Raw genomic sequence first — 23,590 nt, forward strand, 5'->3', positions numbered from 1 at the left:
AGGGTCGGGCCATGACCTGCCGCCTCCACCTGACGGGCGCGAGCGGTGCCGGCACGACGACCCTGGGCCGGGCCGTGGCCGGTGCGCTGTCCGTCCCGCACGCCGACGCCGACGACTACTTCTGGGTCCCGACCAGCCCGGCGTACGTCGAGCAGCGCGAACCGGCGCATCGGCTCCGGCTGATGAACGAGATCTTCGTGCCGCGCCCCGCATGGGTGCTGTCCGGCTCCATGCTCGGGTGGGGCGACGAGATCGTCGAGCGGTGCGACGGCGTGGTGTTCCTGACCCTCGACCCCGAGGTCCGGCTGGCCCGGCTCGAGGCCCGACAGTTGCTCCGTCGGGGCGGTGCGCCGATCGACGACGCCACCTCCGTGTTCCTCGCCTGGGCCCGCGGGTACGACGACCCCGGCTTCGACGGCCGGTCCCGCGTCCGGCACGAGGAGTGGCTGGACGACCTGGACCGCCCGGTGCTGCGCCTGGACAGCGCCCTCCCGGTTGACGTGCTCTGCGCGGCGGTCGTCGACTGGGCGGCCGGCCTCCAGGGGCGGGCCTAGCGGACCGCGATCCAGTAGCGCCGCTTGCCCTGCCGGACGTCCTCCAGCACCCCACCCTGGCTCTCGATCGTGCGCGCCGAGCCGACGTTGTCGACGTCGCAGGTGAGGAGCACCCGCTCCAGCCCGAGCTCGCGGGCCCGGCCGAGGGCCAGGCCGAGGGCAGCGGTCGCGTGGCCCCGTCGGCGGTACGACGGCCGCACGCTGTAGCCGACGTGCCCGCCGAGCGTGCGCAGGAACTCGTTGTCGAGCGCGTGCCGGACGGCCACGAAGCCGATCATCTCGCTGTCCGCGAAGACCCAGAAGTAGTCGCAGTGGACGTGCCCCTCCGGCAGCTCGCGCGACGTGTCGGCCTCGGCCGTGGTGATCTCCAGGAGCGCGGCGAAGGTCGTCGGGTCGGGGCCGAAGTCGGGGACCTGCCAGTCGCCGGAGCCGTCGCGCGGACCGTCGCCGAAGTCGCGGACGCAGTCCAGCCACGCGTCGTACAGGGCGGCCGAGGGACGGCGCAGGGCGGTCACGGGCGGCCCGCCGGCACGGTGTCGGCCGAGCCGATCCGCCAGATCGCCAGGCCGTGCAGGCCCTGGCCGCGCGCCAGCGCGCGTCGCAGCCGCAGCGAGCGGCGGTCGGACCAGCGCAGCGCGGTCCCGTCGTCGAGCCGCGCGCGCCACTCGCCGGCCCGGGCGTCCCAGGTCGCGCGGGCCCCGTCGCGCCGGACCAGCTCGCGGGCCCGCGCGACGGTGACCGGCCCGCCGGTGCCGCGGCGCGGCCAGGTGTAGCCGTAGCCGGCCACCCCGAGGTCCACCTTCGCGGCCGGGACCTGCGTCAGCAGGGCGCCCAGGGTGCGGCGCTGCCAGGTCAGCGCGCCGATCGGCCCCGGACCGCTCCACGTGGGGCCGTGCTGGTCGTAGGCCATCAGCTGCACCAGGTCGACGGCCCGGCCGAGCGCACCGAGCCGGTAGCCGGACCGCCGGTACTCCCGCACCGAGCCCTTCGCCGACACGTCGACCGACACGGTCCGCGCCGCCGGCATCCGCCGCTGCAGGGCCGCGGCCAGTCGGACCAGCCCCGGCCCGTCCTGAGGTCGCAGCGCCTCCAGATCGAGGTTCACGCCGTCCCACCCACCGGCCTCGACGTACGACGCCAGCTGGCGCGCGACCCGTCGTACGTTCGCGGGGCTGCGCAGCAGTCGACCGGCCGCCCGGGTGTCGAAGTCGCCGATCCGGTCGCTGTAGTTGCTCACCAGCAGCTCGGTGCGCAGCCCCTCGCGGCGTGCCTTCCGCCCCAGCCGCACCGAGTCCGCCGGCGGCCGGACGGCCCGCCGCCCGTCGGCGGTGATCGACGCGCCCACCACGGTGAGCGTGGTCAGCCCGGGGGCGTTGCGCTCCAGGACCCGGTGCGGGAGGTCGGGGAGGGCGTAGCCGGTCACCTCCGGCTCGGACGCGCGGACGGCGGTGGCGGGGGCCGCCAGGGCGGTGGCGGTCACGAGGACGACGAGGGCTCGGCGCATGCGTTCCACCCTGCCACGCACAGGTCGGGCCGACCGCTACGGTGGCGCGATGACCTTCACCGTGATCCCCGTCCCCGCCGACGGCGCCGAGGACGTCGTGGTCGGCACCAGCGGCCGCGACGAGGGCGCCGTGTTCACCGGTACGGCGGACGGCGGGATCTTCCGGGTCAGTCACGACGGGTCGCACGTCGACCGGGTCGCCCACACCGGCGGGCGCCCCCTCGGCCTCGAGCTCGACCTCGACGGCCGGCTCGTGGTCTGCGACGCGCACCGCGGGCTGCTGCGGGTCGACACCGCCAGCGGCGCGGTCGAGCAGGTCGCGGACTCGGTGCGCGGGACGAGGATGGTCTTCTGCAACAACGCCGCGGTGGCCTCCGACGGCACCGTCTGGTTCAGCGACTCCTCGACGAAGTACGGCATCGAGCGCTGGAAGGACGACTTCGTCCAGAACACCCGCACCGGCCGGCTGCTCCGCCTCGACACCGACGGCAGCGTGCACGTCGTGATCGACGAGCTGGCCTTCGCCAACGGGGTCGCGCTGAGCCAGGACGAGGACTTCGTCTGCGTCGCGGAGAGCGGGGCGCGCACCGTCGTACGACGCTGGCTGACGGGGGACCGCGCCGGGATGCGCGACCTGCTCTGCCAGGACCTCCCGGGCTACCCCGACAACATCTCGCGCGGGAGCGACGGCCTGATCTGGGTCACCATCGCCAGCCCGAAGGATCCGCTCGTCGAGCGGCTCCAGCAGGGCCCGCTGACCCTCCGCCGCGCCGTCACCAAGATCCCGGCCCGCCTCCAGCCGAAGCCGCAGGCCACCGTCCGCGTCCAGGCGTACGACGACCGCGGCACCCTCGTCCACGACCTCGACGTGCCGGCCTCGGACAACCCCGACGGCTACCACATGGTCACCGGCGTGCGCGAGCACGACGGCCGGGTCTGGATGGGGTCGCTGGAGGAGCCGGCGATCGCGGTGCTGGACGTGTGATGGCCGGCGTCCGACCGCGCTCCCGCCTACGCCGGGTCGTGCTGCTCACGGGGATCGGCGGGGCGCTCGTCGTACTCGTGGTGGCCTACTGGGGCTTCCTCCAGCTCGCCCTGGAGAGCGACCGCTGCGATCCCACGCCCCCGGGCTACGAGAACCAGCGCGCGGTCTCGAAGGAGCTCAAGCCGCTCTGGTACGAGTGCGTGATGGATCCCGGCAACGGCGAGGAGCGCTACGTCGTCCACGGCCCGTTCCAGGGCGTGCGTGGCGGATGACGGCGACCTGGCGGACGGCGGTCACCGCGTTCACCGTGACGCAGGACGGGCCCCGCTGGCTGCTGGTCCGGCAGGAGCGGCTCGGCGTCACCCGGTGGGAGCTCCCCGGCGGGCACGTCGAGCCGGGGGAGACGCTGGAGGAGGCTGCGATCCGCGAGACCGAGGGGGAGACCGGCGTCGTCGTCGAGGTCGGCCGGCTGCTGGCGACGTGCGTGCACGAGTGGGCCGAGCAGCATGAGCGGAGGCTCATCTGCTTCTTCGAGGCGACCGCCACCTGTGGTCTCGAGGTCCGGGTGCCGAGCGACGAACCCGCACTGGTCGAGGTCGGGTGGAGGGATCCCGTCGGGCTGGACGATCTGAGCCTCTTCCCGGCGCCGCTCGTCGAACAGCACCGCCGGGGCTGGTCGGACGCGCCGCTGCACTTCCGGATGACGCATCGGCGCAACGCGAGCGGGCAGTGGGAGCCCGCGCCGGTCCCGCTCCGTCCCCAGGAGAACTGACGCCCCAGCACCGGCCGGAGCCGCGGGTGACCGGCCTGACCCGTCAGTTCTTCCAACGCCCGCCCGCCGGCGCGTCAGTTTTTCCGACCCTGATCCGCCACCCTCGACCGGAAGCAGGCGGTCGACCCAGGACGTCCTACTATCGATCCATGGGTCTTCTCGAGTCGATCACGAGCCCCCGCGACCTGCGCGGGCTCTCGGACGACCAGCTGGTGACGCTGGCGGCGGAGATCCGGGACCTGCTGATCCGCACGGTGGCGACCAACACCGGCCACCTCGGCCCGAACCTGGGCGTGGTCGAGCTGAGCCTGGCGATCCACCGGGTCTTCGACTCGCCGCGCGACCGGGTCGTCTTCGACACCGGTCACCAGTCCTACGTGCACAAGCTGGTCACCGGCCGGGTCGGCGACTTCGGGACGCTGCGCCGCGAGGGCGGGCTGAGCGGCTACCCGAGCCAGGAGGAGTCCGACCACGACATCGTGGAGAACTCCCACGCGTCCACCGCGCTGAGCTACGCCGACGGCCTGGCCAAGGCCTACACGATCCGCGGCGAGGACCGGCACGTCGTGGCGGTCATCGGTGACGGGGCGCTGACAGGAGGCATGGCCTGGGAGGCGCTCAACAACATCGCGATCGCCAAGGACAGCAAGCTGGTCATCGTCGTCAACGACAACGGCCGCTCCTACACGCCGACCATCGGCGGTCTCGCGAACGCGCTCACGACGCTTCGCACCAACCCGCGCTACGAGCAGGTCCTCGACCTGGTCAAGAAGCGGCTCAACGCGGTCCCCGGCGTCGGCCCCGCGGCGTACGACGCGCTGCACGCCATGAAGCGCGGCCTGAAGGACGCGCTGGCGCCGCAGGGCCTCTTCGAGGACCTGGGCCTGAAGTACGTCGGTCCGGTCGACGGACACGACCGCGGGGCGATGGAGCAGGTGCTCGCGCAGGCCAAGAAGTTCAACGGGCCGGTCATCGTGCACGCGATCACCCGCAAGGGCTACGGCTACGACCCGGCGGAGCGGCACGAGGCCGACCAGTTCCACGCGCCGGGGCCGTTCGACGTGCAGACCGGCGCGGAGAAGCCCAAGGGCCGGATCTGGACCGACCACTTCTCCGACGCGATCGTCGAGATCGGCGAGCGGCGTCCCGACGTCGTCGCCATCACCGCGGCGATGATGCACCCGGTCGGCCTCGACACCTTCCAGGCCCGGTTCCCCGAGCGCACCTTCGACGTCGGCATCGCCGAGCAGCACGCGGCCACCTCCGCCGCCGGCCTCGCGCTCGGCGGGCTCCACCCGGTGGTCGCGGTCTACGCGACCTTCCTCAACCGGGCCTTCGACCAGGTCCTGATGGACGTCGCGCTGCACAAGTGCGGCGTCACCTTCGTCCTGGACCGCTCCGGCGTCACCGGCGACGACGGGGCCAGCCACAACGGCATGTGGGACATGTCCTTCCTCCAGCTGGTGCCCGGCCTGCGCCTGGCCGCCCCGCGCGACGCCGCCCGGCTGCGCGAGCTGCTCGACGAGGCGGTCGAGGTCGACGACGCGCCGACCGTCGTCCGGTTCCCGAAGGGCCCGCCCCCCGCCGACATCCCGGCGATCGGCCGGGCCGGCGGCGCCGACGTGCTGGTGCGCAACGGCCCGCGCGACGTCCTGGTGGTGGCCGTCGGCGCCATGGCCGAGACCGCCGTCGACGTCGCCGACCGGCTGGTCGCCCAGGGCATCGGCGTGACCGTCGTCGACCCGCGCTGGGTCAAGCCCGTCGACCCCGCGATCGTCGAGCTGGCCCGCGAGCACCGCCTGGTGGTCAGCCTGGAGGACAACGGCCGGGTCGGCGGAGTCGGCGCCGTACTCCTGCAGACGCTCAACGACGCCGGCGTGACCACGCCGTTCCGGCTGCACGGCATCCCGCAGGAGTTCCTGGGCCACGCCAAGCGGGCCGTGATCCTCGAGCGGATCGGGCTGACGCCGCAGGCCCTGGCCCTCGGCATCGTCGAGGACATGACCTCGATGGCCGAGGATCGTTCTCCGGTCGATGCCGATCGTCCGATCTAGCCTGCTCCCGGGAGTCCTGGCCGCGCTGCTGGCGCTCCCGGGCTGCTCGCTGGCGGGCGGCGACGACCCGGTCCCACCCGAACCCAGCACGTCGTCGTACGCCGCCCCGCCCGACGTCGTCGCCGGCGTCGAGCAGGCGCTGCGGCGTCGGGCCCGCGCCGTGGTCGACGCGAACCCGGAGGCCTTCGACCGCGGGGTCCGCGGCGAGGCGGGGTTCCGTGAGCAGCAGCGCACCTGGTTCGCCAACCTGCGCCAGCTGCCGGTCGGCGAGCTGAGGTACACCGTCGACCCGGGCGCGCTGCTGCGCGACGGGGACGACTACTGGGTCGTGGTCGAGGAGCACCTGCGCCTGGCCGGGTACGACGCCGTCCCGGTGGTCTCCCGCGACCGCTACCGGTTCCGCCCGAGCCGCCGCAACCCCGACCGGATGGTGCTCACCTCGGTCACCGACGAGGCCTGGGAGCGCGACAACGGCGTGCGCCCGCAGCCCTGGGACCTGGGGCCGGTCGAGGTCCGCAGCGGCGCCGGCGTGCTCGGGATCTTCGACGCCGGGAGCCTGCCGGACGCCGGGCCGCTGGTCCGCTCCGTCGAGCGCGGCATCGACGACGTCGCCGCGGTGGTGCCTTACGAGTGGTCGCGCTCCGTGGTGGTCTACGCGCTCTCGGACCCGACCTTCCTGGCCAGCATCCCGGACGTGCCCGGGGGCGACCCCGACGACCTCGACGGAGTCGCGTTCCCGGTCACGGCGGCGCCGGGAGAGGAGGCGTCGGCGGCGTACCGGTTCGCCCTGCACCCGCGGATGCTCGACCGCCGCGGGGCGGCCCGCGACCGGCTGGTCCGTCACGAGCTCACCCACGTCGCGCTGGGGGCGCACGACGACCGGGCCCCGGTCTGGCTGAGCGAGGGCCTGGCCGAGTACGTCTCCGCGCAGCCGATGGCTCCCCAGGACCGCCGGGTGCCCGCGCGGGCGGTCCGGGCCGCCGAGGCCGGCTTCGACGCCCTCCCCGCCGACGACTCGTTCAACGGCGGCGAGGAGTCCGAGACCAACTACGCCCTGGCCTGGTTCGCCTGCGAGTACCTCGCCCGCAGCTTCGACGAGGCGACGCTGTGGACCCTGCTCGACCAGCTCGGCGCCGGCGGCGTCGACGTGGACCAGCTGCTGCGCGACCAGCTCCGCGTGGGACCGAAGCGGCTGGCCCAACGCGCCGGCGAGCTCATCGTCGCCGAGTACGGCGATCCGCCGCCCGTCGTACCTCCGACGCCGACGGCGCCCGCCGAGACCGCGCCGGCGACTCCGTCGTCCGTGGTCCCTCCGGCCGGCTGAGCGAGCCCGACGTTTGTCGCCGGATACCGGGAGCCGGTGAGTGAGCACTTCGACCTGGTCGTGATCGGCGCCGGCTCCGGCGAGGCGGTGGTCGACGACGCGCTGTCGCACTGGCGGGTGGCCGTCGTGGAGCGCGCCGACTTCGGCGGCACCTGTCTCAACCGCGGCTGCATCCCGTCCAAGATGTTCGTCCACCCCGCCGACGTCGCCGTCCTCGCGGACGACGGCCCGCGGCTGGGCGTGCGCTCGACGGCGGAGGGCGTCGACTGGACGGCGGTGCGCGACCGCGTGATCGGCCGCGTCGACGCTGCGTCCCGCGACGGCGAGGAGACCTACGCCGAGAAGCCGCACGTCACCGTCCTGAAGGGCACCGCCCGGTTCACCGGCGAGCGCCGTCTGGTCGTCACGCTGGCCGACGGCGACGTCGAGGTGACCGCCGACCGGGTCGTGCTCGCCACCGGCAGCCACCCGGTCGTGCCCGACATCCCGGGACTGGCCGACGCGGGCTACCTGACCAGCGACGACGTGATGCGGACCGAGCGGCTCCCGGCCCGCGTCGGGGTCCTCGGCGGTGGCTACGTCGGGTCCGAGTTCGCCCACGTGCTGGCGTCGTACGGCGCCCGGGTGACGCAGGTCGACTCCGCGCCGATGCTGCTGACCAACCAGGACGCCGAGATCTCCGAGCGCTTCACCGCGGCGGTCCGCGAGCGCTGGGACGTCCGTCTGGAGACGTCGCTGGAGCGGGTCAGCGGCACAGCACCGCACACGATGCACCTCTCCGACGGCAGCAGCGTCGAGGTCGACGCGATCCTGGTCGCGGTCGGTCGGAAGCCGTCCTCGGACGGGCTCGACCTGGAGCACGCGGGGGTCGAGGTCTCCGAGGACGGGCGGGTGGTGGTCGACGAGCACCTGCGCACCACCGCCGAGGGCGTCTGGGCGCTGGGCGACCTCTCCAGCGACGTTCCGCTCAAGCACGTCGCCAACGCCGACGCACGAGTCGTGCACCACAACCTGCTGCACCCCGACGACCTCCGGAGCGCCGACCACGACCACGTCCCGAACGCCGTCTTCGCCCACCCGCAGGTCGCCTCCGTCGGGCTGACGGAGGAACAGGCCCGTGAGCAGGGTCTCGACCTCGCCGTCGGCCGCCGCGAGTACGCCGAGGTCGCGTTCGGTTGGGCCCTCCAGCACGACCCCGACGACGACGCGGCCGAGGCGGCCGGGTTGGTCAAGCTGCTGGCGGACCGTCGTACCGGCCTGCTCGTCGGCGCCCACCTGATCGGCGAGCAGGCGGCGATCCTGGTTCAGCCGCTCGTCCAGGCGATGGCGCTCGGTACGCCGGTCCGCGGCCTGGCCCGCGCCCAGTACTGGATCCACCCCGCCCTCACCGAGGTCGTCGAGAACGCGCTGATCGACCTGGAGCAGGACCTGGAGGCCGGCCCCGACAACGCCTGAGGCGTGGGAACGGCGTTCTCGGGGTAGCGGCGCCGTATGAGTGTGATGCGCACCAAGTCGGTCGAGCAGGCGATCAAGGACACCGACGAGCCGGAGACCCGGCTCCGCAAGGACCTCGGCGCCGCGGACCTGGTGGTCTTCGGCATCGGCGTGCTGATCGGCGCGGGCATCTTCGTGCTGACCGGCACGGTGGCGGCGTCCAACTCCGGGCCGGCGCTGGCGCTGTCCTTCCTGATCGCCGCCGTGGCGTGCGCCCTGGCCGGGCTCTGCTACGCCGAGTTCGCCTCGACCGTACCGGTGGCCGGCAGCGCCTACACCTTCAGCTACGCCAGCTTCGGCGAGCTGGTGGCCTGGATCATCGGCTGGGACCTGGCCCTCGAGTTCACCATCGGCGCGTCCGCGCTGTCGGTCAGCTTCTCGGGCTACCTGCAGGAGCTCCTGGCCGGGACGCCCGTCGAGGTGCCCGCCCAGATCGGGTCGGCGTCCGGCGGCTTCATCGACCTGCCGGCGGTCGTGATCGCCCTGGTCGTGATGGTGCTGCTGATCCGCGGCACCAAGCTGTCGAGTCGCTTCAACCAGGTGATCGTGGCCATCAAGCTGGCCGTGGTCGCGACCGTCATCGTCGTCGGGATCACCCTGGTCGACCCGGGCAACTGGGTCCCGTTCATCCCCGAGTCGCAGCCCACCCCGGACACCGAGGGTGGGTTCCTCCAGCTCCCGCTCATCACCAGCCTGCTCGGGATCGAGCCGGCCGTCTTCGGCGTCGCCGGGATGGTCGCCGGCGCGGCCGTGGTGTTCTTCGCGTTCATCGGCTTCGACGTGGTCGCGACCACCGCCGAGGAGGCCAAGAACCCGCAGCGCGACGTCCCGATCGGCATCCTCGGCTCGCTCGCCGTCGTCACGGTCCTGTACGCCGCGGTCAGCCTGATAGTCACCGGGGTGCAGGACTACCGCGACATCGACCCGTCCGACGCCGCCCCGCTCGCGACCGCCTTCAACGCGGCGGGGGTCAGCTGGATGGGCGACCTGATCTCCGTCGGCGCCTGCGTCGGCCTGGTGGCCGTCGCGATGATCCTGATGATGGGCCAGAGCCGGGTCGCCTTCGCGATGGCCCGCGACGGCCTGCTGCCCCGGGGTCTGGCGAAGGTGCACCCGACCTACGGCACGCCGTACCGGATCACGCTGATCACGGGCGTCGTGGTCGCTGCGATCGCCGGCTTCGTCGACCTGCAGACGCTGGCCAGCCTGGTCAACATCGGCACGCTGTTCGCCTTCATCCTGGTCAGCATCGGGGTGGCCATCCTCCGTCGTACCCGCCCCGACCTGCCGCGTTCCTTCCGTACGCCGGCGGTCTGGGTGGTGGCGGTGCTGGCGACGCTGATGTGCCTCTACCTGATGCTCAACCTGTCCGGCGAGACCTGGCTCCGCTTCGGCATCTGGATGGCGATCGGCTTCGTCGTGTACGCGCTCTACGGCCGCAAGCACAGCCGGCTGGCCGAGCGCGAGCGCGAGGAGGCCGCAGCCGGGCGGTCGGCGGGCTCGGCGGGCTCAGCTGGCTCAGCGGGGGAGCAGTAGCTCCTCGCGGCGGGCCGTGGCGGCGTCCTCACGGTCGACGAGCTCCTCGTAGCGGGCCCGGAGGCCGAGCCGGATCCGCACCACGAGGCGCATGACGTCGAGGGTGTCGTCGTGCATCCGGTTGATCCGGTCACGGATCGACCAGTCGGTGAAGATGTTGTCGAACCACACGTCGAAGGTGCGCGTCATTCCCTCGACCGCGAGCCGCGGCGTGTCGGCGAGCCCGACGTCGGCGAGCTCCACCGAGAGCCGCTTCAGCGCACGGTCGGCGGCCCGGAGCAGCTCTTCGGCGTCCTCGACCCGCTCGTACTTCATCGCGCTGGACAGCATCCCGCCGCCGAAGAAGGTGTCGTACGTCGACCAGTCCTTGGCCCGGCGCAGCATCTGGGAGGCCTGCTCCAGCTGCTCGAGCGCTGCGGTCGCCGCGTCGTCGGCCTCACCGACCTCGGTCCGCTCGCTGCGGACCGTGCCGAGCTCGGCGCCGTTCGCGGTCAGCTCCTCGGCCAGCGGTCCGCCGGCGTCCCGCAGCCGCTGCTCCGTCGCGTCGAGCGCGGCCGCGAGCCGAGCCTCGACGTCACCCAGCGCGCCCAGCGCCGCGCGGGCGGCGTCCAGCTCCTCGCGGGCGAAGGAGACCGCTGCCTCGGCCCGCGCCGCGGCGTACTCGGCGGCCTGATGCTCCGCCTGCTCGGTGCTCAGCCGGGTCGCCCGCTCACCGCGCAGGGTGGCCCAGATCCGGGCCGGGCTGAAGGACTCCAGGGCTCGGACGTCGTCCGTCTCGCGGCTCAGGTCGGTCCGTGCCTGACGGGCAGCGGCGGAGGCCTCCGCGAGCGCCTTCTCGGCCCGCGTGATCCGGGCGTTGAGGCGGCGGTCCTCGGCGACGGCCTCGAGGGCGTCCGTCAGGTCGCGGTGCACGTCGGCTCCGGGCGTCGAGTGGTCGCTCACGTCGGCAGGGTACGACGCGGTTCAGCGGCGTACGGCGGCGACGTACCTCGGACGATCGCCCGTCGGGTCGGACGGCCACGCGGGCAGGTCCGGGTGGCGCTGGCGAACCGTCGCGACGAGGGCCTCGACCGCATGGTCCGCGAGGCGCTCCTCGTCCGACGCCAGGGTCGTCGCCTGCCACCACGCAGGACCGACGAGCACCACGAGGGCGGCGATCGGCAGGAGCCACCACCACCAGGCGGCCTCGGCGCTGGTGGCGAGCAGCACGCTGAGCGAGGCCAGGGCCAGCCCGAGGACGGCCGGCATGACGACGTGACCGGAGACGGTGATGCTGCTGGTGCCGACCAGGCGCCGACCCGACCCGTCCAGCTCCACGCTGATGCGGCAGGTCGTCGGCAGATCCGTGCTCGGAGCCTCGACGATGACGAGCCGCCAGGCCTGTCCCGGCCGCGACCGCCTGATCCGGATCTGGGGGCTGAACCTGAGCCAGCGGCGCCAGAGACGCGCGCCCGCGACGGCGTCCACCATCTCGGCGGTCAGGCCGTGCGGAAGCTCGATCGAGCAGAAGCGGGTGGTCACGGTGTCAGATCCTCCCCGTGCGTCCCCCCGGGTACTGCAGGATGGGCGACCATCCGTCCAGGCCTGACCACCGACCGACGACCGGCTGACAGCGCCGGCCGAGGCACCAGGAGGAGATCCATGCAGCAGCGTCCCCAGGACCGGCCGTCGCCGTTCCCCCTTATCGTCTCGATCGTGCTGACCGCGTACCTCGCGGTGGTCACGTTCTTCCTCGGACGAGACGCCACCACCGAGGCCGACGCTGCCGTCCAGCACCTGCTCTGGGTGCTGTGCGGGGGAGCGGCCCTCGTGGTGTTCTGCCTGTTCGTGCAGGTGCTCGACGGGCGTGCTCCCTCCTCGGCCGACCCGCGTCGCGAGGCGGAGGACGCCTGACCGCCAGCGTCGACGTCTCGCTCAGATGACGTGCCCGCCGTTGACCGTGATCCGTTGCCCGGTGACGAACCCACCGGCGTCGGAGACCAGGTGACCCACCATGGCGGCGACGTCCTCGGGCGTGCCCATCCGCCGCAGGGGGACCTCGGCCTCGTAGGCGGCGGAGTCGATGCCGGCGTGCCGCTCGACGGGGATCCAGCCCGGCTGGACAAGGTTGACCGTGATGCCGTCGGGGCCGAGCTCCTTGGCCCAGACCTTGGTCAGGCCGACCTGGGCGCTCTTGGCGGCGACGTACGCCGACATCAGCGGCGCGGCCCGGTCCGCGAGGTCGGAGCCGATGAGGACGACCCGCCCACCGCCGGCCGCGCGCATGCTCGGGAGGGCGGCCCGGACGAGCAGGGTGGGGCTCTTGACGAAGAACTCCAGCTGGTCGAGGTGGGTCTGCCAGGTCAGGTCGTCGATACCGACCTCCGGCTGCGGGCCGGTGGCGTTCGCGACGACCGCGGTGACCGGGCCGAGGGTCCGGGTGACCTCGTCGACCAGGGCGGTGACCCCGTCCTCGGCGACGACGTCGGCGCCGTACGCCTCGGCGACCCCACCGCGCTCCCGGATCCGGGCGACCACGGCCTCCGCGCCCTCCCGGCCGCGGAGGTAGTTGACGGCGACCGGCCGTCCGTCGGCCGCGAGGCGCAGCGCGATCGCCGCCCCGAGCCCGCGTGAGGCACCGGTGATGATCGCGACTCCGGGAGTGGTCATGCGGTCACCCTAGGGGCAGGCCCCGGCCCCGTGACGGGGGCCCGTTCAGCGCACGGGTGAGGTCGGGTACCCGAGGGCAGCCAGCAGCTGCGGGTGCAGCGCCGCGTTCGAGTAGAGCCCACCGCCGCGGTCTCCGTCGGCGCCGCCGGTCCGGTCGGTGAACCGGCCGCCGGCCTCCTCGACCAGGAGGATCCAGGGCGCGTGGTCCCACAGGTGGAAGCCCTCGACCAGGAAGGCGTCGATCTCGCCGCGCACGAGCTCCACGAGCGGCAGCGGACTGCCGGGCGCGGGCCCGAGGCCGGGCCGGAGGCGGTCCCGCGAGGCGACGTCCAGGGCGTCGACGCGCGCCGTGGACACCGTGGCGGTCGTGCTGACCGAGAGCCGGTCCGGCGCGACCGCGGCGGGTGGCCAGGCGGACTCGAAGGCGCCGCCGCCGCGGGTCGCCCACCAGCGGCGACCGAGCGCCGGGGCCGTGACCACGGCGACCTCGAGGCGTCCGGCGACCTGCAGGGCGAGGTGCACGCGCCAGTGCGGGTCGTGGCGGGAGAAGAACGACGTACCGTCGATCGGGTCGATGATCCAGACCCGCGCGGAGTCCCCGTGCACGCCGAGCTCCTCACCGAACAGTGCGTCGCCGGCCCGGGCGGACTCGAGCTCCTGCCGGATCAGCCGCTCGACGGCCCGGTCGGCCTCCGTGACCGGAGTGCCGTCGTCCTTCGTCGTGGTGGTGACCCCGGCCTCGAAGTGGCGAAGCGCGAGCCCGGCGGCCCGGTCGGAGACGTCGAGGGCGAGCCGGAGGTCGTCGGCGCTGTCCATGACCCGGGAACGCTAGCAGCGCAGGCGGGCGACGGCCCTAGGGTCGGCGCATGAGCGAGGTTCCGGCGTGGTCCGAGCTGGTGTTCGTGATGGTGCACGGCCCCGACCGGCCGATGCGCGGCCGGATCCGTCACGACGACGGGGACCGGGAGCCGACGTACACGGTCTCGCACGTCGAGGGCGAGCCGATGCCGACCTTCGCCCGGGGTTCCGGCGAGGTCATCGACGTCTGGTGCTGGGGTGAGCGGCTGCGCATCGAGGACCCCGACGGGCAGGTGCGCCTGATCAGCGACGGTACGACGGTCTGGACCTTCCTCGACCCCGGCGAGCCCCCGAGGGAGTCGCCGCGCCGCAACGTCGAGTTCGTCGTCGGCGGGACCGAGCTGCTGGTGCGCACGGATGCGGAGCGGTGGCTCGGGGACGACTTCACCCGCCCGACCGGCCCGGCCGCACGGACGACGTACCTGGGCCGGGCCGCGTGGGCGGTGGAGCTGGCCCCTCCTCGCCACAAGCCGGCCCCGATGCAGGTCGTGGTCGACGCGGAGACCGGGATGCACCTCCAGCGGCGCAACGACGCGTTCGGCCTGGTCCACGAGTGGACCGAGCTCGTCGTGGGCGAGGACCTCGACCCGGCGCTGTTCACCTGGACCGGTCCCGTCGTCACCTGGGAACAGCAGCGCGAGGAGGCCCGGCGCGAGCGGGAGAGCGAGCAGGCGGACCTCGTGCGCTGGCTGGACCAGAACCTGGGCACGCGGACGCTCCGGGTCACCGTCGACGCCCCGATCACCGTCCACCACCTGGAGGAGGACGGGTCTCTGCACGCGAGCATCGAGGGGGTCGGCTCGCTGGTACGCCGGCCGCACAGCGACCTTCCCTGGGACGACGCCGACGACGGAGGAACCGCGCACCGCTGGAGCGACGGCGGGTGGGACTGGGCGGTCAACGCGTGGGACACCGCCCTCGCCCCCGGCGCCCTGGCCGAGCTGCGGTCTCAGCTGGGCGCCCACTCCCGCCGGAGCAGCCCGTAGACCCACGAGTCCGACACGACGCCGTCGACCACGCAGTCCTCGCGCAGGGTCCCCTCGAGCCGGAAGCCCAGCTTCTCCAGGACCCGGGCGGACGCGGCGTTGCGGGTGTCGGCCTCGGCCTGCACCCGGTTGAGGTCGAGGGCCTCGAAGGCCCACCGCAGCAGGGCGCCGGCGGCCTCGGTGGCGAAGCCCTGACCCCACGCCGTCCTCGCGAAGCAGTAGCCCACGGACGCGCTGCGGTGCTCGGGGTCCCACCGGGTCACCCCGCACCAGCCGAGGAAGGCGCCGTCGGAGCGCCGCTCCACGACCGGGCGCGCGCCCGTGCCCTCGTCCGCCATCCGCACGCAGGTCGCGACGAACCGATCGGCCCGCTCCCGCTCCGTCCAGGGTGGGGAGTCCCAGTAGCGCAGCACGAAGGCGTCGCTGTGCAGGGCGAACAGCTCGTCGGTGTCCGCGTCGGTGGCGGGCCGCAGGCGGAGCCGGTCGGTCTCGAGAACGGGGGTGGGCAGGCCCATGGAGGCCATGGTGCCCTGCCCACCCCCGCGTGACTCAGTGGAACGAGCCGAGCCCCTCGCGCTCGAGCAGCATGGTCAGGCCGCCGTTCCAGAACGAGAACCCGGCGCCGGTGATCATGGCCAGGTCGAGATCCTCGGCGGCGGCGACCACCCCCTCGTCCAGCATGATCCGCACCTCCTCGGCGAGGCCGGTGAGCACCTGGGTGCGCACCTCGTCCGGCGAGAGCACCACCGGCGAGGCGGGCTTCTCGAGCAGCTCCGCCACCTCGGGGTCGAGGGACCCGTCGGGACCGAAGTACGCCGACTTCCGGGCCTCCACGACCCGCTGCAGCGCGGGCGAGACGTAGAACCGGTCGGGGAACGCCCCGGCCAGGGTCTCGGTGTTGTGCAGCGCGATGGCCGGGCCCACGAGGGCGATCAGCGTGAACGGCGGCATCGGGGCGACGCCGCCGAACGAGCCGTCCACGACGTCGATCGGGGTGCCGGCGTCGACGATCCTCGAGACCTCGCTCATGAACCGGCCGAGGAGCCGGTTGACGATGAACGACGGGCTGTCGTTGACCAGGATCGTGGTCTTCTTCAGCGCCTTGCCGGTCGCGAACGCGGTGGCGAGGGTCTCGTCGGACGTCGCGGAGCCGCGGACGATCTCCAGCAGCGGCATCACCGCGACCGGGTTGAAGAAGTGGAAGCCGACGACCCGCTCGGGGTGCTCGAGGTCGGCGGCCATCTCGGTGATCGACAGCGACGAGGTGTTGGTGGCCAGGACGCACTCGGGGGAGACGACCTTCTCGACGTCGGCGAAGACCGACTTCTTGACCGACATCTCCTCGAAGACGGCCTCGATGACGAAGTCCGCGTCGCCGAACGACGAGGACTTGTCGACCGAGCCGCTGACGAGCGCCTTGTGGCGGTTGGCCTTGTCCTGGTTGATCCGCCCCTTGGCGAGCAGCTTGTCGATCTCGGCGTGGACGTAGTCGACGCCCTTGTCGACCCGCTCCTGGTCGAGGTCGGTCAGCACGACCGGGACCTCGAGGCGGCGTACGAAGAGCAGCGCCAGCTGCGAGGCCATCAGGCCGGCGCCGACGATGCCGACCTTGGTGACCGGCCGCGCGAGCGAGCGGTCGGGCGCGCCGGCGGGCCGCTTGGCCCGCTTCTGCACCAGGTCGAACGCGTAGAGCGAGGCGATCAGCTCGGGGGTGCGCGACATCGCCTCGAGGGCGTCGTCCTCGCGGGCGAAGCCGGCGTCGCGGTCACCGTCGCGGGCGGCCTCGATCAGGTCGACGGCCAGCGCGGCGGCCGGGCTGGCGCCGCCGGTGCGTCCCGCCACGATCTGCCGGCCGCGCGCGACGGCGGTGTCCCACCCGTCGCCGCGGTCGACCTCGGGCCGCTCGACGCTGACCGCGCCGGTCAGCACCTGCGCGGCCCAGAGCAGCGACTGCTCCAGGTAGTCGGCGCCGGAGAAGGCGGCGTCGGCCAGGCCGAGCTCGAAGGCCGCCTGCCCGCCGAGGGTCTTCCCGTTGTTGAGCGGGTTCTCGAGGATGACCGTGACGGCCTTCTCGGCGCCGACCAGGTTGGGCACCAGGAAGGCACCGCCCCAGCCGGGGACCAGGCCGAGCATGACCTCGGGCAGGCCGAGCGCGGGCGCGCTGTCGATCACGGTCCGGTAGTCGCAGTGCAGGGCGACCTCGAGGCCGCCGCCGAGGGCGAGCCCGTTGACGAACCCGAACGACGTCTTGCCGCCGTCCTGCAGCTTGCGGAAGACCGCGTGCCCGAGCTCCGCCACGACGCGTACGGCGTCCGGGCCACCGCCCGCGATCGACGTCAGGTCGGCACCCGCGGCCAGGATGAAGGGCTTGCCGGTGACGCCGATCGCCGAGATCGACTCGTCGGCCAGCGCCGCGTCGATCGCCGTGTTGAGCGCGAGCAGCGAGCGCGGGCCGAAGGTGTTGGGCTTGGTGTGGTCCTCGCCGTTGTCGAGGGTGATCAGGCCCAGCACGCCCGCCCCGAGGGGCAGCGTCACCTTGCGCAGGTGGGCCTGGGTCACGCGCTCGGCGTCGGAGGAGATCTCCTGGGCCTTCGTCAGCAGGTCGTCCATCAGGCGGCCTCTCCGTTCCAGTGCGGGTTCTCCCAGATGACCGTGCCGCCCATGCCGATGCCGATGCACATGGTGGTCAGGCCGTAGCGGACCTCGGGCCGCTCCTCGAACGAGCGCGCCAGCTGGGTCATCAGCCGGACGCCGGAGGAGGCGAGCGGGTGACCCATCGCGATGGCGCCGCCGTACGGGTTCACCCGGGCGTCGTCGTCGGCGATGCCGAAGTGCTCCAGGAAGGCGAGCACCTGGACGGCGAACGCCTCGTTGACCTCGAAGGCCCCGATGTCGTCGATGGTCAGCCCGGCCTGCCGGAGGGCCTTCTCGGTCGCCGGGATCGGGCCGGCGCCCATCACCTCGGGCTCGACGCCGACGTAGGAGTACGACACCAGCCGCATCCGGATCGGGAGCCCGAGCTCGCGCGCGGTCTCCTCGTCGGCGAGGAGCGACGCGGTCGCGCCGTCGTTGATGCCCGCCGCGTTGCCGGCGGTCACGTTGCCGTGCGAGCGGAACGGCGTCTTCAGCGCGGCCAGGGTCTCCATCGTGGTGCCCGGGCGCATCGGCTCGTCCGTGGAGGCCAGGCCCCAGCCGAGCTCGGCCGACTTCGTCGCCACCGGCACCAGGTCGGGCTGGATCTTGCCGGCGTCGTACGCCGCGGCGGTCTTGTCCTGGGAGCGGACGGCGTAGGCGTCGACGCGCTCCTTGGTGATCGTGGGGTAGCGGTCGTGCAGGTTCTCGGCGGTCTTGCCCATCACCAGCGCGTCGGGGTTCACGATGCGCTCGGAGAGGATCCGCGGGTTGGGGTCGACGCCCTCGCCCATCGGGTGCCGGCCCATGTGCTCGACGCCGCCGGCGATGGCCACGTCGTAGGCGCCGAAGGCGATGCCGGAGGCGGTGGTGGTCACGGCGGTCATGGCGCCGGCGCACATCCGGTCGATGGCGAAGCCGGGGACGCTCTGGGGGAGCCCGGCCAGCAGGGAGGCGGTGCGGCCGATGGTCAGGCCCTGGTCGCCGATCTGCGTGGTGGCGGCCACGGCCACCTCGTCGACGCGCTCGGGCGGGAGCGACGGGTTGCGCCGCATGAGCTCGCGGATGCACTTGATGACGAGGTCGTCGGCGCGGGTCTCGGCGTACTGGCCCTTGGCCTTGCCGAAGGGGGTGCGCACGCCGTCGACGAAGACGACCTCTCGCAGCTGTCGGGACACAGGTCTCCTCGGTGGTGGATCAGGATCGGTGCCGTCAGGTTACCCCACGGTAACAACGGCTCGGCACGCCGTGCTCGGAAACCCGCCGTGCGCGGAACAAGCGCAGGCCCCACTACGGTTGACCCTCGGGCCGACCACGCCGGACGGCCCCTGACCGAGGAGGGTTCGTGGCCGATCGCCTGGTGCACATCGTCGACGACGTGGCGGAGCTGGACGGCGTCGACGAGCTCACGCTGGTGCTGGTGCTCGACGGCTTCCTGGACGCCGGCAACGCCGCCGCCCGGGCCGCGCAGCACCTGAGCGACCTCGACGACGGGGGCTCGGTGGTGGCGACGTTCGACGTCGACCAGTTCCACGACTACCGCGCCCGCCGGCCCGCGATGTCCTTCGTCCAGGACCACTACGAGGCGTACGACGCGCCGCGGCTGGCCGTCCGCCTGCTCCACGACACGGGCGGTACGCCGTACCTGCTGCTGAACGGGCCGGAGCCCGACAACCGCTGGGAGGCGTTCTGCCGGGCGGTGCGCGAGGTCGTCGAGCGCTTCGGCGTGACCCGCACCGTGGCGATGGGCTCGGTGCCGATGGCCGTCCCGCACACCCGCCCGATCGCGCTGACCTCGCACGCCAACGACCCGTCGCTGATCACCGGGGAGAGCCCGTGGCGCGGGGAGCTGCGGATCCCGAGCAGCGCCCAGTCCCTGCTCGAGATCCGGCTGGGGGAGTGGGGCCACGCCGCGCTCGGCTTCGTCGCCCACATCCCTCACTACCTCGCCCAGCTGGACTTCCCCCAGGCGTCGGCGTCGCTGCTGGAGCAGGTCGAGATCGGGGGCCGGCTCACGATCGACCTGTCCGGACTGCTGGCCGAGGCCGAGGACCGGGCGGTCGAGATCGCCCGCTACCTGGAGGCCAACGCGGAGCTCGGCGAGGTGGTCGCCGCCCTCGAGCGGCAGTACGACGCCTTCGAGCGCGCCGAGGAGTCGGGCAGCAACCTGCTGGCCCCCGACCAGCCGCTGCCGAGCGGCGAGGAGCTGGGCCAGCAGTTCGAGCAGTTCCTGGCCGGACTCGAGGGCCCCGACGACGACAAGTCGGGGAGCTGACGTGCCGAAGGACGCCGCCGCCCTGCTGGCGCTGCTCGACCTCGAGCGCATCGACGACAACCTGTTCCGGGGCGCCCAGGAGCCCTCGGCGCTGCCCCGGGTCTTCGGCGGCCAGGTCGCCGCGCAGGCCCTGGTCGCGGGCACCCGCACCGTCGACCCGTCGTACGCCGTGCACTCGCTGCATTCCTACTTCCTGCAGCCCGGCGACACCCGCGCCCCGATCGTCTACGACGTCGAGACGCTGCGCGACGGCCGGTCCTTCGGGACCCGCCGGGTGCTGGCCCGCCAGCACGGCCGGCCGATCTTCGCGCTGACGGCGAACTTCCAGGTCGCGGAGGAGGGCTGGGACCACCACGACGTGATGCCGGACGTGACCGCGCCCGCCGACTCGCTCGACCCGCGGCAGGTGCTGGCCGAGCTCTACCCCGACCGCGACACCAGCGCCGACAGCGAGTGGGACGTCGCCGACCTGCGCTACGTCGGCAGCTCCGGCGACGGCCTGCTGGCCCCCGATGCCGAGCACCCCGCGCTGCAGCGGGTCTGGTTGCGAGTCTCCTCGGCCCTGCCCGACGACCCGTTCCTGCACGTCGCGGCGTTCACCTACCTCTCCGACATGACGCTGATGGGCGCGGCGCTCGCCCCGCACGGCGCGCGGCCGGAGGACGGCACCCACATGATCGCCTCGCTCGACCACGCGATCTGGTTCCACCGGCCCTTCCGCGCCGACGAGTGGTGGCTCTACGACCAGACCTCGCCGTTCGCCGGTGGCGGGCGCGGGCTGGTCACCGCCGGGGTGTTCACCGAGGCGGGCACCCTCGTCGCGACCGTCGCCCAGGAGGCGCTGATGCGGAAGTTCGACCCGACCCGGAGCCAGGCATGAGTGAGTCCGGCGTGAGCGACGTGTCCGAGCTCGTGCGGCTCCTCGACCTCGAGCAGATCGAGCCCGACCTGTTCCGTGGCGCCCAGCCGGAGTCGGCGCGGGCCCGGGTCTACGGTGGCCAGGTGGCCGCGCAGGCCCTGGTCGCGGGCATCCGGACCGTCGACCCGTCGTACGCCGTGCACTCGCTGCACTCCTACTTCCTGCGCGGCGGCGACTACGCCGTCCCGATCGTGTACGACGTCGAGCGGATCCGCGACGGCCGCTCCTTCCAGACCCGACGCGTGGTCGCCCGCCAGCACGGCCGGCCGATCTACTACCAGACGCTGGACTTCCAGCGGCCCGAGGACGGCTACGAGCACCAGGACGCCATGCCGCAGGTCGGCGCGCCCGACCAGGGTCTCGACCTGGTCGACCTGATGCGCGCCCGCGGCAACTCCGACGCCGACGCGCTCGGCAAGGAGTGGTCGGCGCTCGACGTCCGCTACCTCGGCAACTCCCGCACCGGCCTGCCCGAGCACCCCAAGCACCGCGCGCAGGCTCAGATGTGGATCCGGATCCGCGAGGAGCTGCCCGCCGACCCGGTGGTCCACCTGGCCGCGTTCACCTACGCCAGCGACGTCAGCCTGCTGGGCGCCTCGCTCACGGCCCACGACGCCAACCCGGTGAAGACCCAGATGGCCTCCCTCGACCACACCATCTGGTTCCACCGGCCGTTCCGCGTCGACGAGTGGTGGCTCTACGACCAGTGGTCGCCGTCGGCCTCGGGAGCCCGCGGGCTCTCGCTCGGCCGGGTGTTCCTCGAGGACGGCACGCTCGTCGCCACGCTCGCCCAGGAGGGGCTGATCCGGCCGCGGGTCGACGCCGGCTGAGGAGGTTGCGCGGCACCGGTCGTCACGGTGGTTGAGGAGGTTGCGCAGCAACCGTCTCGAAACCCGGTGACCCGACCGAGGTGCAGGAATCGAGACCGACGGTCGGCGCACGGGGTTTCGAGACGGGACTTCGTCCCTCCTCAACCACCGGGGTGCCGGGGTGGAGACCGGCGGTCGGCGCACGGGGTTTCGAGACGGGACTTCGCCCCTCCTCAACCACCGGCGGGTGCGGCACGATGGGCGCATGAGCGACTTCAACGACCAGGTCATCGCCGAGTTCCGGGCCAACCACGGCAAGGTCGGCGGCAACTTCGAGGGAGCGCCGCTGCTGCTCCTGCACTCCACCGGCGCCAAGAGCGGCGAGGAGCGGGTCAGCCCGATGATGTACCTGCCCGACGGCGAGCGCTACCTGGTCTTCGCGTCCAAGGCGGGCGCGCCGACCAACCCGGCCTGGTACCACAACCTGATCGCCCACCCCGACGCCACGATCGAGGTCGGCGACGACACGATCGCCGTCCGGGCGGAGGAGCTGCCACGCGCCGAGCGCGACGCGAAGTACGCCGAGCAGGCCGCGCTCTATCCCGGCTTCGCCGACTACGAGGCCAAGGCGGACCGGGTCATCCCGGTCCTCGCGCTCACGCCGCGCTGAGACCCAGCGTCTGGGCGGTGTCGCGCAGCACGTCGGCGGCCAGCTCCGGGTCGTCCGAGAGCCGTACGCCGTAGCTGGGGATCATCTTCTCCAGCGCCGGTCGCCAGTCCTCGACCTTGTCGGGGAAGCACTCGGCGAGCACGTCGAGCATGATCGGGACGGCGGTGGACGCGCCCGGGGAGGCGCCCAGCAGGCCGGCGATCGAGCCGTCGGAGGCGGCGATCAGCTCGGTGCCGAACTGCAGCACCCCGCCCTGGCCGGGGACCCGCTTGATGACCTGGACCCGCTGCCCGGCGACGATCTTCTCCCAGTCGTCGGCCTCCGCGTCGGGGAAGAACTGGCGCAGCTCGTTCAGCTGGGCCTGCTTGCCGGCGAGCAGCTGGCCGACGAGGTAGACGACCAGGCTGAGGTTGCGGAAGCCGACCTGGAGCATCGGCCACAGGTTGTGCAGGCGGATCGAGCGGAACAGGTCGAGCAGCGAGCCGTTCTTCAGGAACCGCGGGCTGAAGCCGGCGTACGGGCCGAACATCAGGCTGGGCGTGCCGTCGACCATCCGGGTGTCGAGGTGCGGCACCGACATCGGCGGGGCGCCGACGGCCGCGCGGCCGTAGACCTTGGCCTGGTGGCGGGCGACGATCGCCGGGTCGGTGGTGCGCCAGAACTCGCCGCTCACCGGGAACCCGGCGAAGCCGCGGATCTCCGGGATGCCCGAGCGCTGCAGGAGGGTGAGGGCCTGACCGCCGGCGCCGACGAACACGAACCGGGCGGTGCTCTCGTAGCGCTCGGCCCCGTCGAGGCGCTTGCCGCGCACCCGCCAACCGCCCTCGATCCGGTCGAGCCTCTTGACCTCGATGCCGGTGACGACCTCGGTGGTCAGCCGGTCGGCGAGGCCGGCGACGAGCTGACGGGTCAGCGAGCCGAAGTCGACGTCGGTGCCGGACAGGGACCGGGTCGCGGCCACGGGCTGGTCGCGGTCGCGGCCCGCCATCAGCAGCGGGGCCCACTCCTCGACGACGGCGGGGTCCTCGGTGTACTCCATCCCGGCGAAGAGCGGGTGGGCGGCGAGGGCGTCGTACCGCTTGCGGAGGTAGGCGACGTTCTCGTCGCCCCAGACGAAGCTGAGGTGCGGGCTGGGGTGGATGAACGAGGTCGGGTCCGGGATCCGGCCGCTCTCGACCAGGAACGCCCACAGCTGCCGCGAGAGCTGGAACTGCTCGTTGACGCCGATCGCCTTGCTGACGTCGACGGTGCCGTCGGGCAGCTCGGGGGAGTAGTTGAGCTCGCAGAGCGCCGCGTGGCCGGTGCCGGCGTTGTTCCACGGGCCGGAGGACTCCAGGGCCAGCTCGTCGAGCCGCTCCACGATGGCGATCGACCAGCTCGGCTCCACCTGGTGCAGCAGGGTGGCGAGGGTGGCCGACATGATGCCGCCGCCGACCAGCAGGGCGTCGTACTGGAAGGTGGTCTCGCTGTCCGGGCGGCTCACGCTGGTCTCCTGATCGGTGTCGCGCACGCGCACGAAGTTAGGCGCTGCTCTCACGACACCGATCGGCAGGTCTTCCCCGGCCTGAGC

The 23,590-nt window shown here is 73.1% G+C and carries 24 protein-coding genes; 14 read left to right on the top strand and 10 right to left on the bottom strand.

Going from position 1 to position 23,590, the window contains the following annotated elements; all coding sequences use genetic code 11:
• The first annotated feature begins 11 nt into the window (after window positions 1-11).
• Window positions 12-554, top strand: coding sequence for a P-loop NTPase family protein (locus BLT76_RS10660; RefSeq protein ID WP_090855030.1), 543 nt, complete (start codon window positions 12-14; stop codon window positions 552-554).
• Here BLT76_RS10660 and BLT76_RS10665 read toward each other — a convergent pair.
• Together BLT76_RS10665 and BLT76_RS10670 are read right to left on the bottom strand one after the other, a co-directional pair.
• On the bottom strand, window positions 551-1,069 hold the full coding sequence (locus BLT76_RS10665; RefSeq protein WP_211752870.1) for a GNAT family N-acetyltransferase: 519 nt from the start codon (window positions 1,067-1,069) through the stop codon (window positions 551-553). The genes BLT76_RS10660 and BLT76_RS10665 overlap by 4 nt on opposite strands.
• Window positions 1,066-2,058 carry a glycosyl hydrolase family 18 protein gene (locus tag BLT76_RS10670; protein ID WP_090855033.1) on the bottom strand — a complete coding sequence of 331 codons (993 nt, stop codon included), beginning with the start codon at window positions 2,056-2,058 and terminating at the stop codon, window positions 1,066-1,068. Before BLT76_RS10670 ends, BLT76_RS10665 begins: the two co-directional genes overlap by 4 nt.
• Window positions 2,059-2,107: 49 nt before the next feature.
• Here BLT76_RS10670 and BLT76_RS10675 point away from each other — a divergent pair, with 49 nt between their 5' ends.
• The 7 genes from BLT76_RS10675 to BLT76_RS10705 all read left to right on the top strand — a co-directional run bounded on the left by BLT76_RS10675 (window position 2,108) and on the right by BLT76_RS10705 (window position 10,223).
• On the top strand, window positions 2,108-3,043 hold the full coding sequence (locus BLT76_RS10675) for an SMP-30/gluconolactonase/LRE family protein (RefSeq protein ID WP_090855036.1): 936 nt from the start codon (window positions 2,108-2,110) through the stop codon (window positions 3,041-3,043).
• Window positions 3,043-3,315 carry a hypothetical protein gene (locus tag BLT76_RS10680; RefSeq protein WP_090855039.1) on the top strand — a complete coding sequence of 91 codons (273 nt, stop codon included), beginning with the start codon at window positions 3,043-3,045 and terminating at the stop codon, window positions 3,313-3,315. The genes BLT76_RS10675 and BLT76_RS10680 overlap by 1 nt, the downstream gene beginning before the upstream one ends.
• Window positions 3,312-3,815 carry an NUDIX hydrolase gene (locus tag BLT76_RS10685; RefSeq protein WP_090855042.1) on the top strand — a complete coding sequence of 168 codons (504 nt, stop codon included), beginning with the start codon at window positions 3,312-3,314 and terminating at the stop codon, window positions 3,813-3,815. The genes BLT76_RS10680 and BLT76_RS10685 overlap by 4 nt, the downstream gene beginning before the upstream one ends.
• 149 nt (window positions 3,816-3,964) lie before the next feature.
• Window positions 3,965-5,869, top strand: coding sequence for a 1-deoxy-D-xylulose-5-phosphate synthase (gene dxs / locus BLT76_RS10690; protein ID WP_090855045.1), 1,905 nt, complete (start codon window positions 3,965-3,967; stop codon window positions 5,867-5,869).
• The gene (locus BLT76_RS10695; RefSeq protein WP_090855048.1) at window positions 5,850-7,193 is read left to right on the top strand and encodes a hypothetical protein; all 1,344 of its coding nucleotides are present in this window, start codon (window positions 5,850-5,852) and stop codon (window positions 7,191-7,193) included. The genes dxs and BLT76_RS10695 overlap by 20 nt, the downstream gene beginning before the upstream one ends.
• A gap of 36 nt (window positions 7,194-7,229) precedes the next feature.
• On the top strand, window positions 7,230-8,648 hold the full coding sequence (locus tag BLT76_RS10700) for a mycothione reductase (RefSeq protein ID WP_090855052.1): 1,419 nt from the start codon (window positions 7,230-7,232) through the stop codon (window positions 8,646-8,648).
• Window positions 8,649-8,684: 36 nt separating this feature from the next.
• A complete protein-coding gene (locus tag BLT76_RS10705) occupies window positions 8,685-10,223 on the top strand; it encodes an amino acid permease (RefSeq protein WP_090855055.1) in 1,539 nt (512 codons plus the stop codon).
• Here BLT76_RS10705 and BLT76_RS10710 read toward each other — a convergent pair.
• Both BLT76_RS10710 and BLT76_RS10715 read right to left on the bottom strand, forming a co-directional pair.
• Entirely contained in the window at window positions 10,206-11,165 is a 960-nt protein-coding gene (locus BLT76_RS10710) for a hypothetical protein (RefSeq protein ID WP_090855059.1), read from the bottom strand. The genes BLT76_RS10705 and BLT76_RS10710 overlap by 18 nt on opposite strands.
• Before the next feature lie 21 nt (window positions 11,166-11,186).
• On the bottom strand, window positions 11,187-11,744 hold the full coding sequence (locus tag BLT76_RS10715; protein ID WP_090855062.1) for a hypothetical protein: 558 nt from the start codon (window positions 11,742-11,744) through the stop codon (window positions 11,187-11,189).
• A 120-nt stretch (window positions 11,745-11,864) separates the two neighbouring features.
• Between BLT76_RS10715 and BLT76_RS10720 the strand changes: the two genes are divergently transcribed.
• A complete protein-coding gene (locus BLT76_RS10720) occupies window positions 11,865-12,116 on the top strand; it encodes a hypothetical protein (protein WP_090855066.1) in 252 nt (83 codons plus the stop codon).
• Between the two features lie 21 nt (window positions 12,117-12,137).
• On the opposite strand, the gene BLT76_RS10725 is transcribed toward BLT76_RS10720, so the two are convergent.
• The gene (locus tag BLT76_RS10725; protein ID WP_090855069.1) at window positions 12,138-12,872 is read right to left on the bottom strand and encodes an SDR family oxidoreductase; all 735 of its coding nucleotides are present in this window, start codon (window positions 12,870-12,872) and stop codon (window positions 12,138-12,140) included.
• 45 nt (window positions 12,873-12,917) lie between these two features.
• Window positions 12,918-13,688, bottom strand: coding sequence for an inositol monophosphatase family protein (locus tag BLT76_RS10730; RefSeq protein ID WP_090855072.1), 771 nt, complete (start codon window positions 13,686-13,688; stop codon window positions 12,918-12,920).
• A gap of 50 nt (window positions 13,689-13,738) precedes the next feature.
• Between BLT76_RS10730 and BLT76_RS10735 the strand changes: the two genes are divergently transcribed.
• Window positions 13,739-14,716: a hypothetical protein gene (locus tag BLT76_RS10735; RefSeq protein WP_090855075.1), complete on the top strand. Its 978-nt coding sequence runs from the start codon at window positions 13,739-13,741 to the stop codon at window positions 14,714-14,716.
• Here the strand turns inward: BLT76_RS10735 and BLT76_RS10740 are convergent.
• The 3 genes from BLT76_RS10740 to BLT76_RS10750 are packed head-to-tail and all read right to left on the bottom strand — an operon-like array spanning window position 14,680 to window position 18,525.
• Window positions 14,680-15,231: a GNAT family N-acetyltransferase gene (locus BLT76_RS10740; protein ID WP_090855637.1), complete on the bottom strand. Its 552-nt coding sequence runs from the start codon at window positions 15,229-15,231 to the stop codon at window positions 14,680-14,682. The two genes, BLT76_RS10735 and BLT76_RS10740, sit on opposite strands and share 37 nt — an antisense overlap.
• Window positions 15,232-15,265: 34 nt before the next feature.
• A complete protein-coding gene (locus BLT76_RS10745) occupies window positions 15,266-17,326 on the bottom strand; it encodes a 3-hydroxyacyl-CoA dehydrogenase NAD-binding domain-containing protein (RefSeq protein ID WP_090855078.1) in 2,061 nt (686 codons plus the stop codon).
• The gene (locus BLT76_RS10750) at window positions 17,326-18,525 is read right to left on the bottom strand and encodes a thiolase family protein (RefSeq protein WP_090855081.1); all 1,200 of its coding nucleotides are present in this window, start codon (window positions 18,523-18,525) and stop codon (window positions 17,326-17,328) included. Before BLT76_RS10750 ends, BLT76_RS10745 begins: the two co-directional genes overlap by 1 nt.
• A gap of 167 nt (window positions 18,526-18,692) precedes the next feature.
• On the opposite strand from BLT76_RS10750, the gene BLT76_RS10755 reads away from it, so the two are divergent.
• From BLT76_RS10755 to BLT76_RS10770, 4 genes are all read left to right on the top strand, one after another.
• Window positions 18,693-19,622 carry a PAC2 family protein gene (locus BLT76_RS10755; RefSeq protein WP_090855084.1) on the top strand — a complete coding sequence of 310 codons (930 nt, stop codon included), beginning with the start codon at window positions 18,693-18,695 and terminating at the stop codon, window positions 19,620-19,622.
• Between the two features lies 1 nt (window position 19,623).
• The gene (locus BLT76_RS10760; protein ID WP_090855087.1) at window positions 19,624-20,502 is read left to right on the top strand and encodes an acyl-CoA thioesterase; all 879 of its coding nucleotides are present in this window, start codon (window positions 19,624-19,626) and stop codon (window positions 20,500-20,502) included.
• Window positions 20,499-21,371: an acyl-CoA thioesterase gene (locus tag BLT76_RS10765; RefSeq protein ID WP_090855093.1), complete on the top strand. Its 873-nt coding sequence runs from the start codon at window positions 20,499-20,501 to the stop codon at window positions 21,369-21,371. Before BLT76_RS10760 ends, BLT76_RS10765 begins: the two co-directional genes overlap by 4 nt.
• Before the next feature lie 244 nt (window positions 21,372-21,615).
• Window positions 21,616-22,020: a nitroreductase family deazaflavin-dependent oxidoreductase gene (locus BLT76_RS10770; protein ID WP_090855097.1), complete on the top strand. Its 405-nt coding sequence runs from the start codon at window positions 21,616-21,618 to the stop codon at window positions 22,018-22,020.
• Here the strand turns inward: BLT76_RS10770 and BLT76_RS10775 are convergent.
• Window positions 22,007-23,530, bottom strand: coding sequence for a malate:quinone oxidoreductase (locus BLT76_RS10775; RefSeq protein ID WP_244509358.1), 1,524 nt, complete (start codon window positions 23,528-23,530; stop codon window positions 22,007-22,009). The two genes, BLT76_RS10770 and BLT76_RS10775, sit on opposite strands and share 14 nt — an antisense overlap.
• Window positions 23,531-23,590: the final 60 nt, after the last annotated feature.

The sequence above is a fragment of the Nocardioides lianchengensis genome, assembly GCF_900101465.1.
GTDB classification, from domain to species: Bacteria; Actinomycetota; Actinomycetes; order Propionibacteriales; family Nocardioidaceae; genus Nocardioides; species Nocardioides lianchengensis.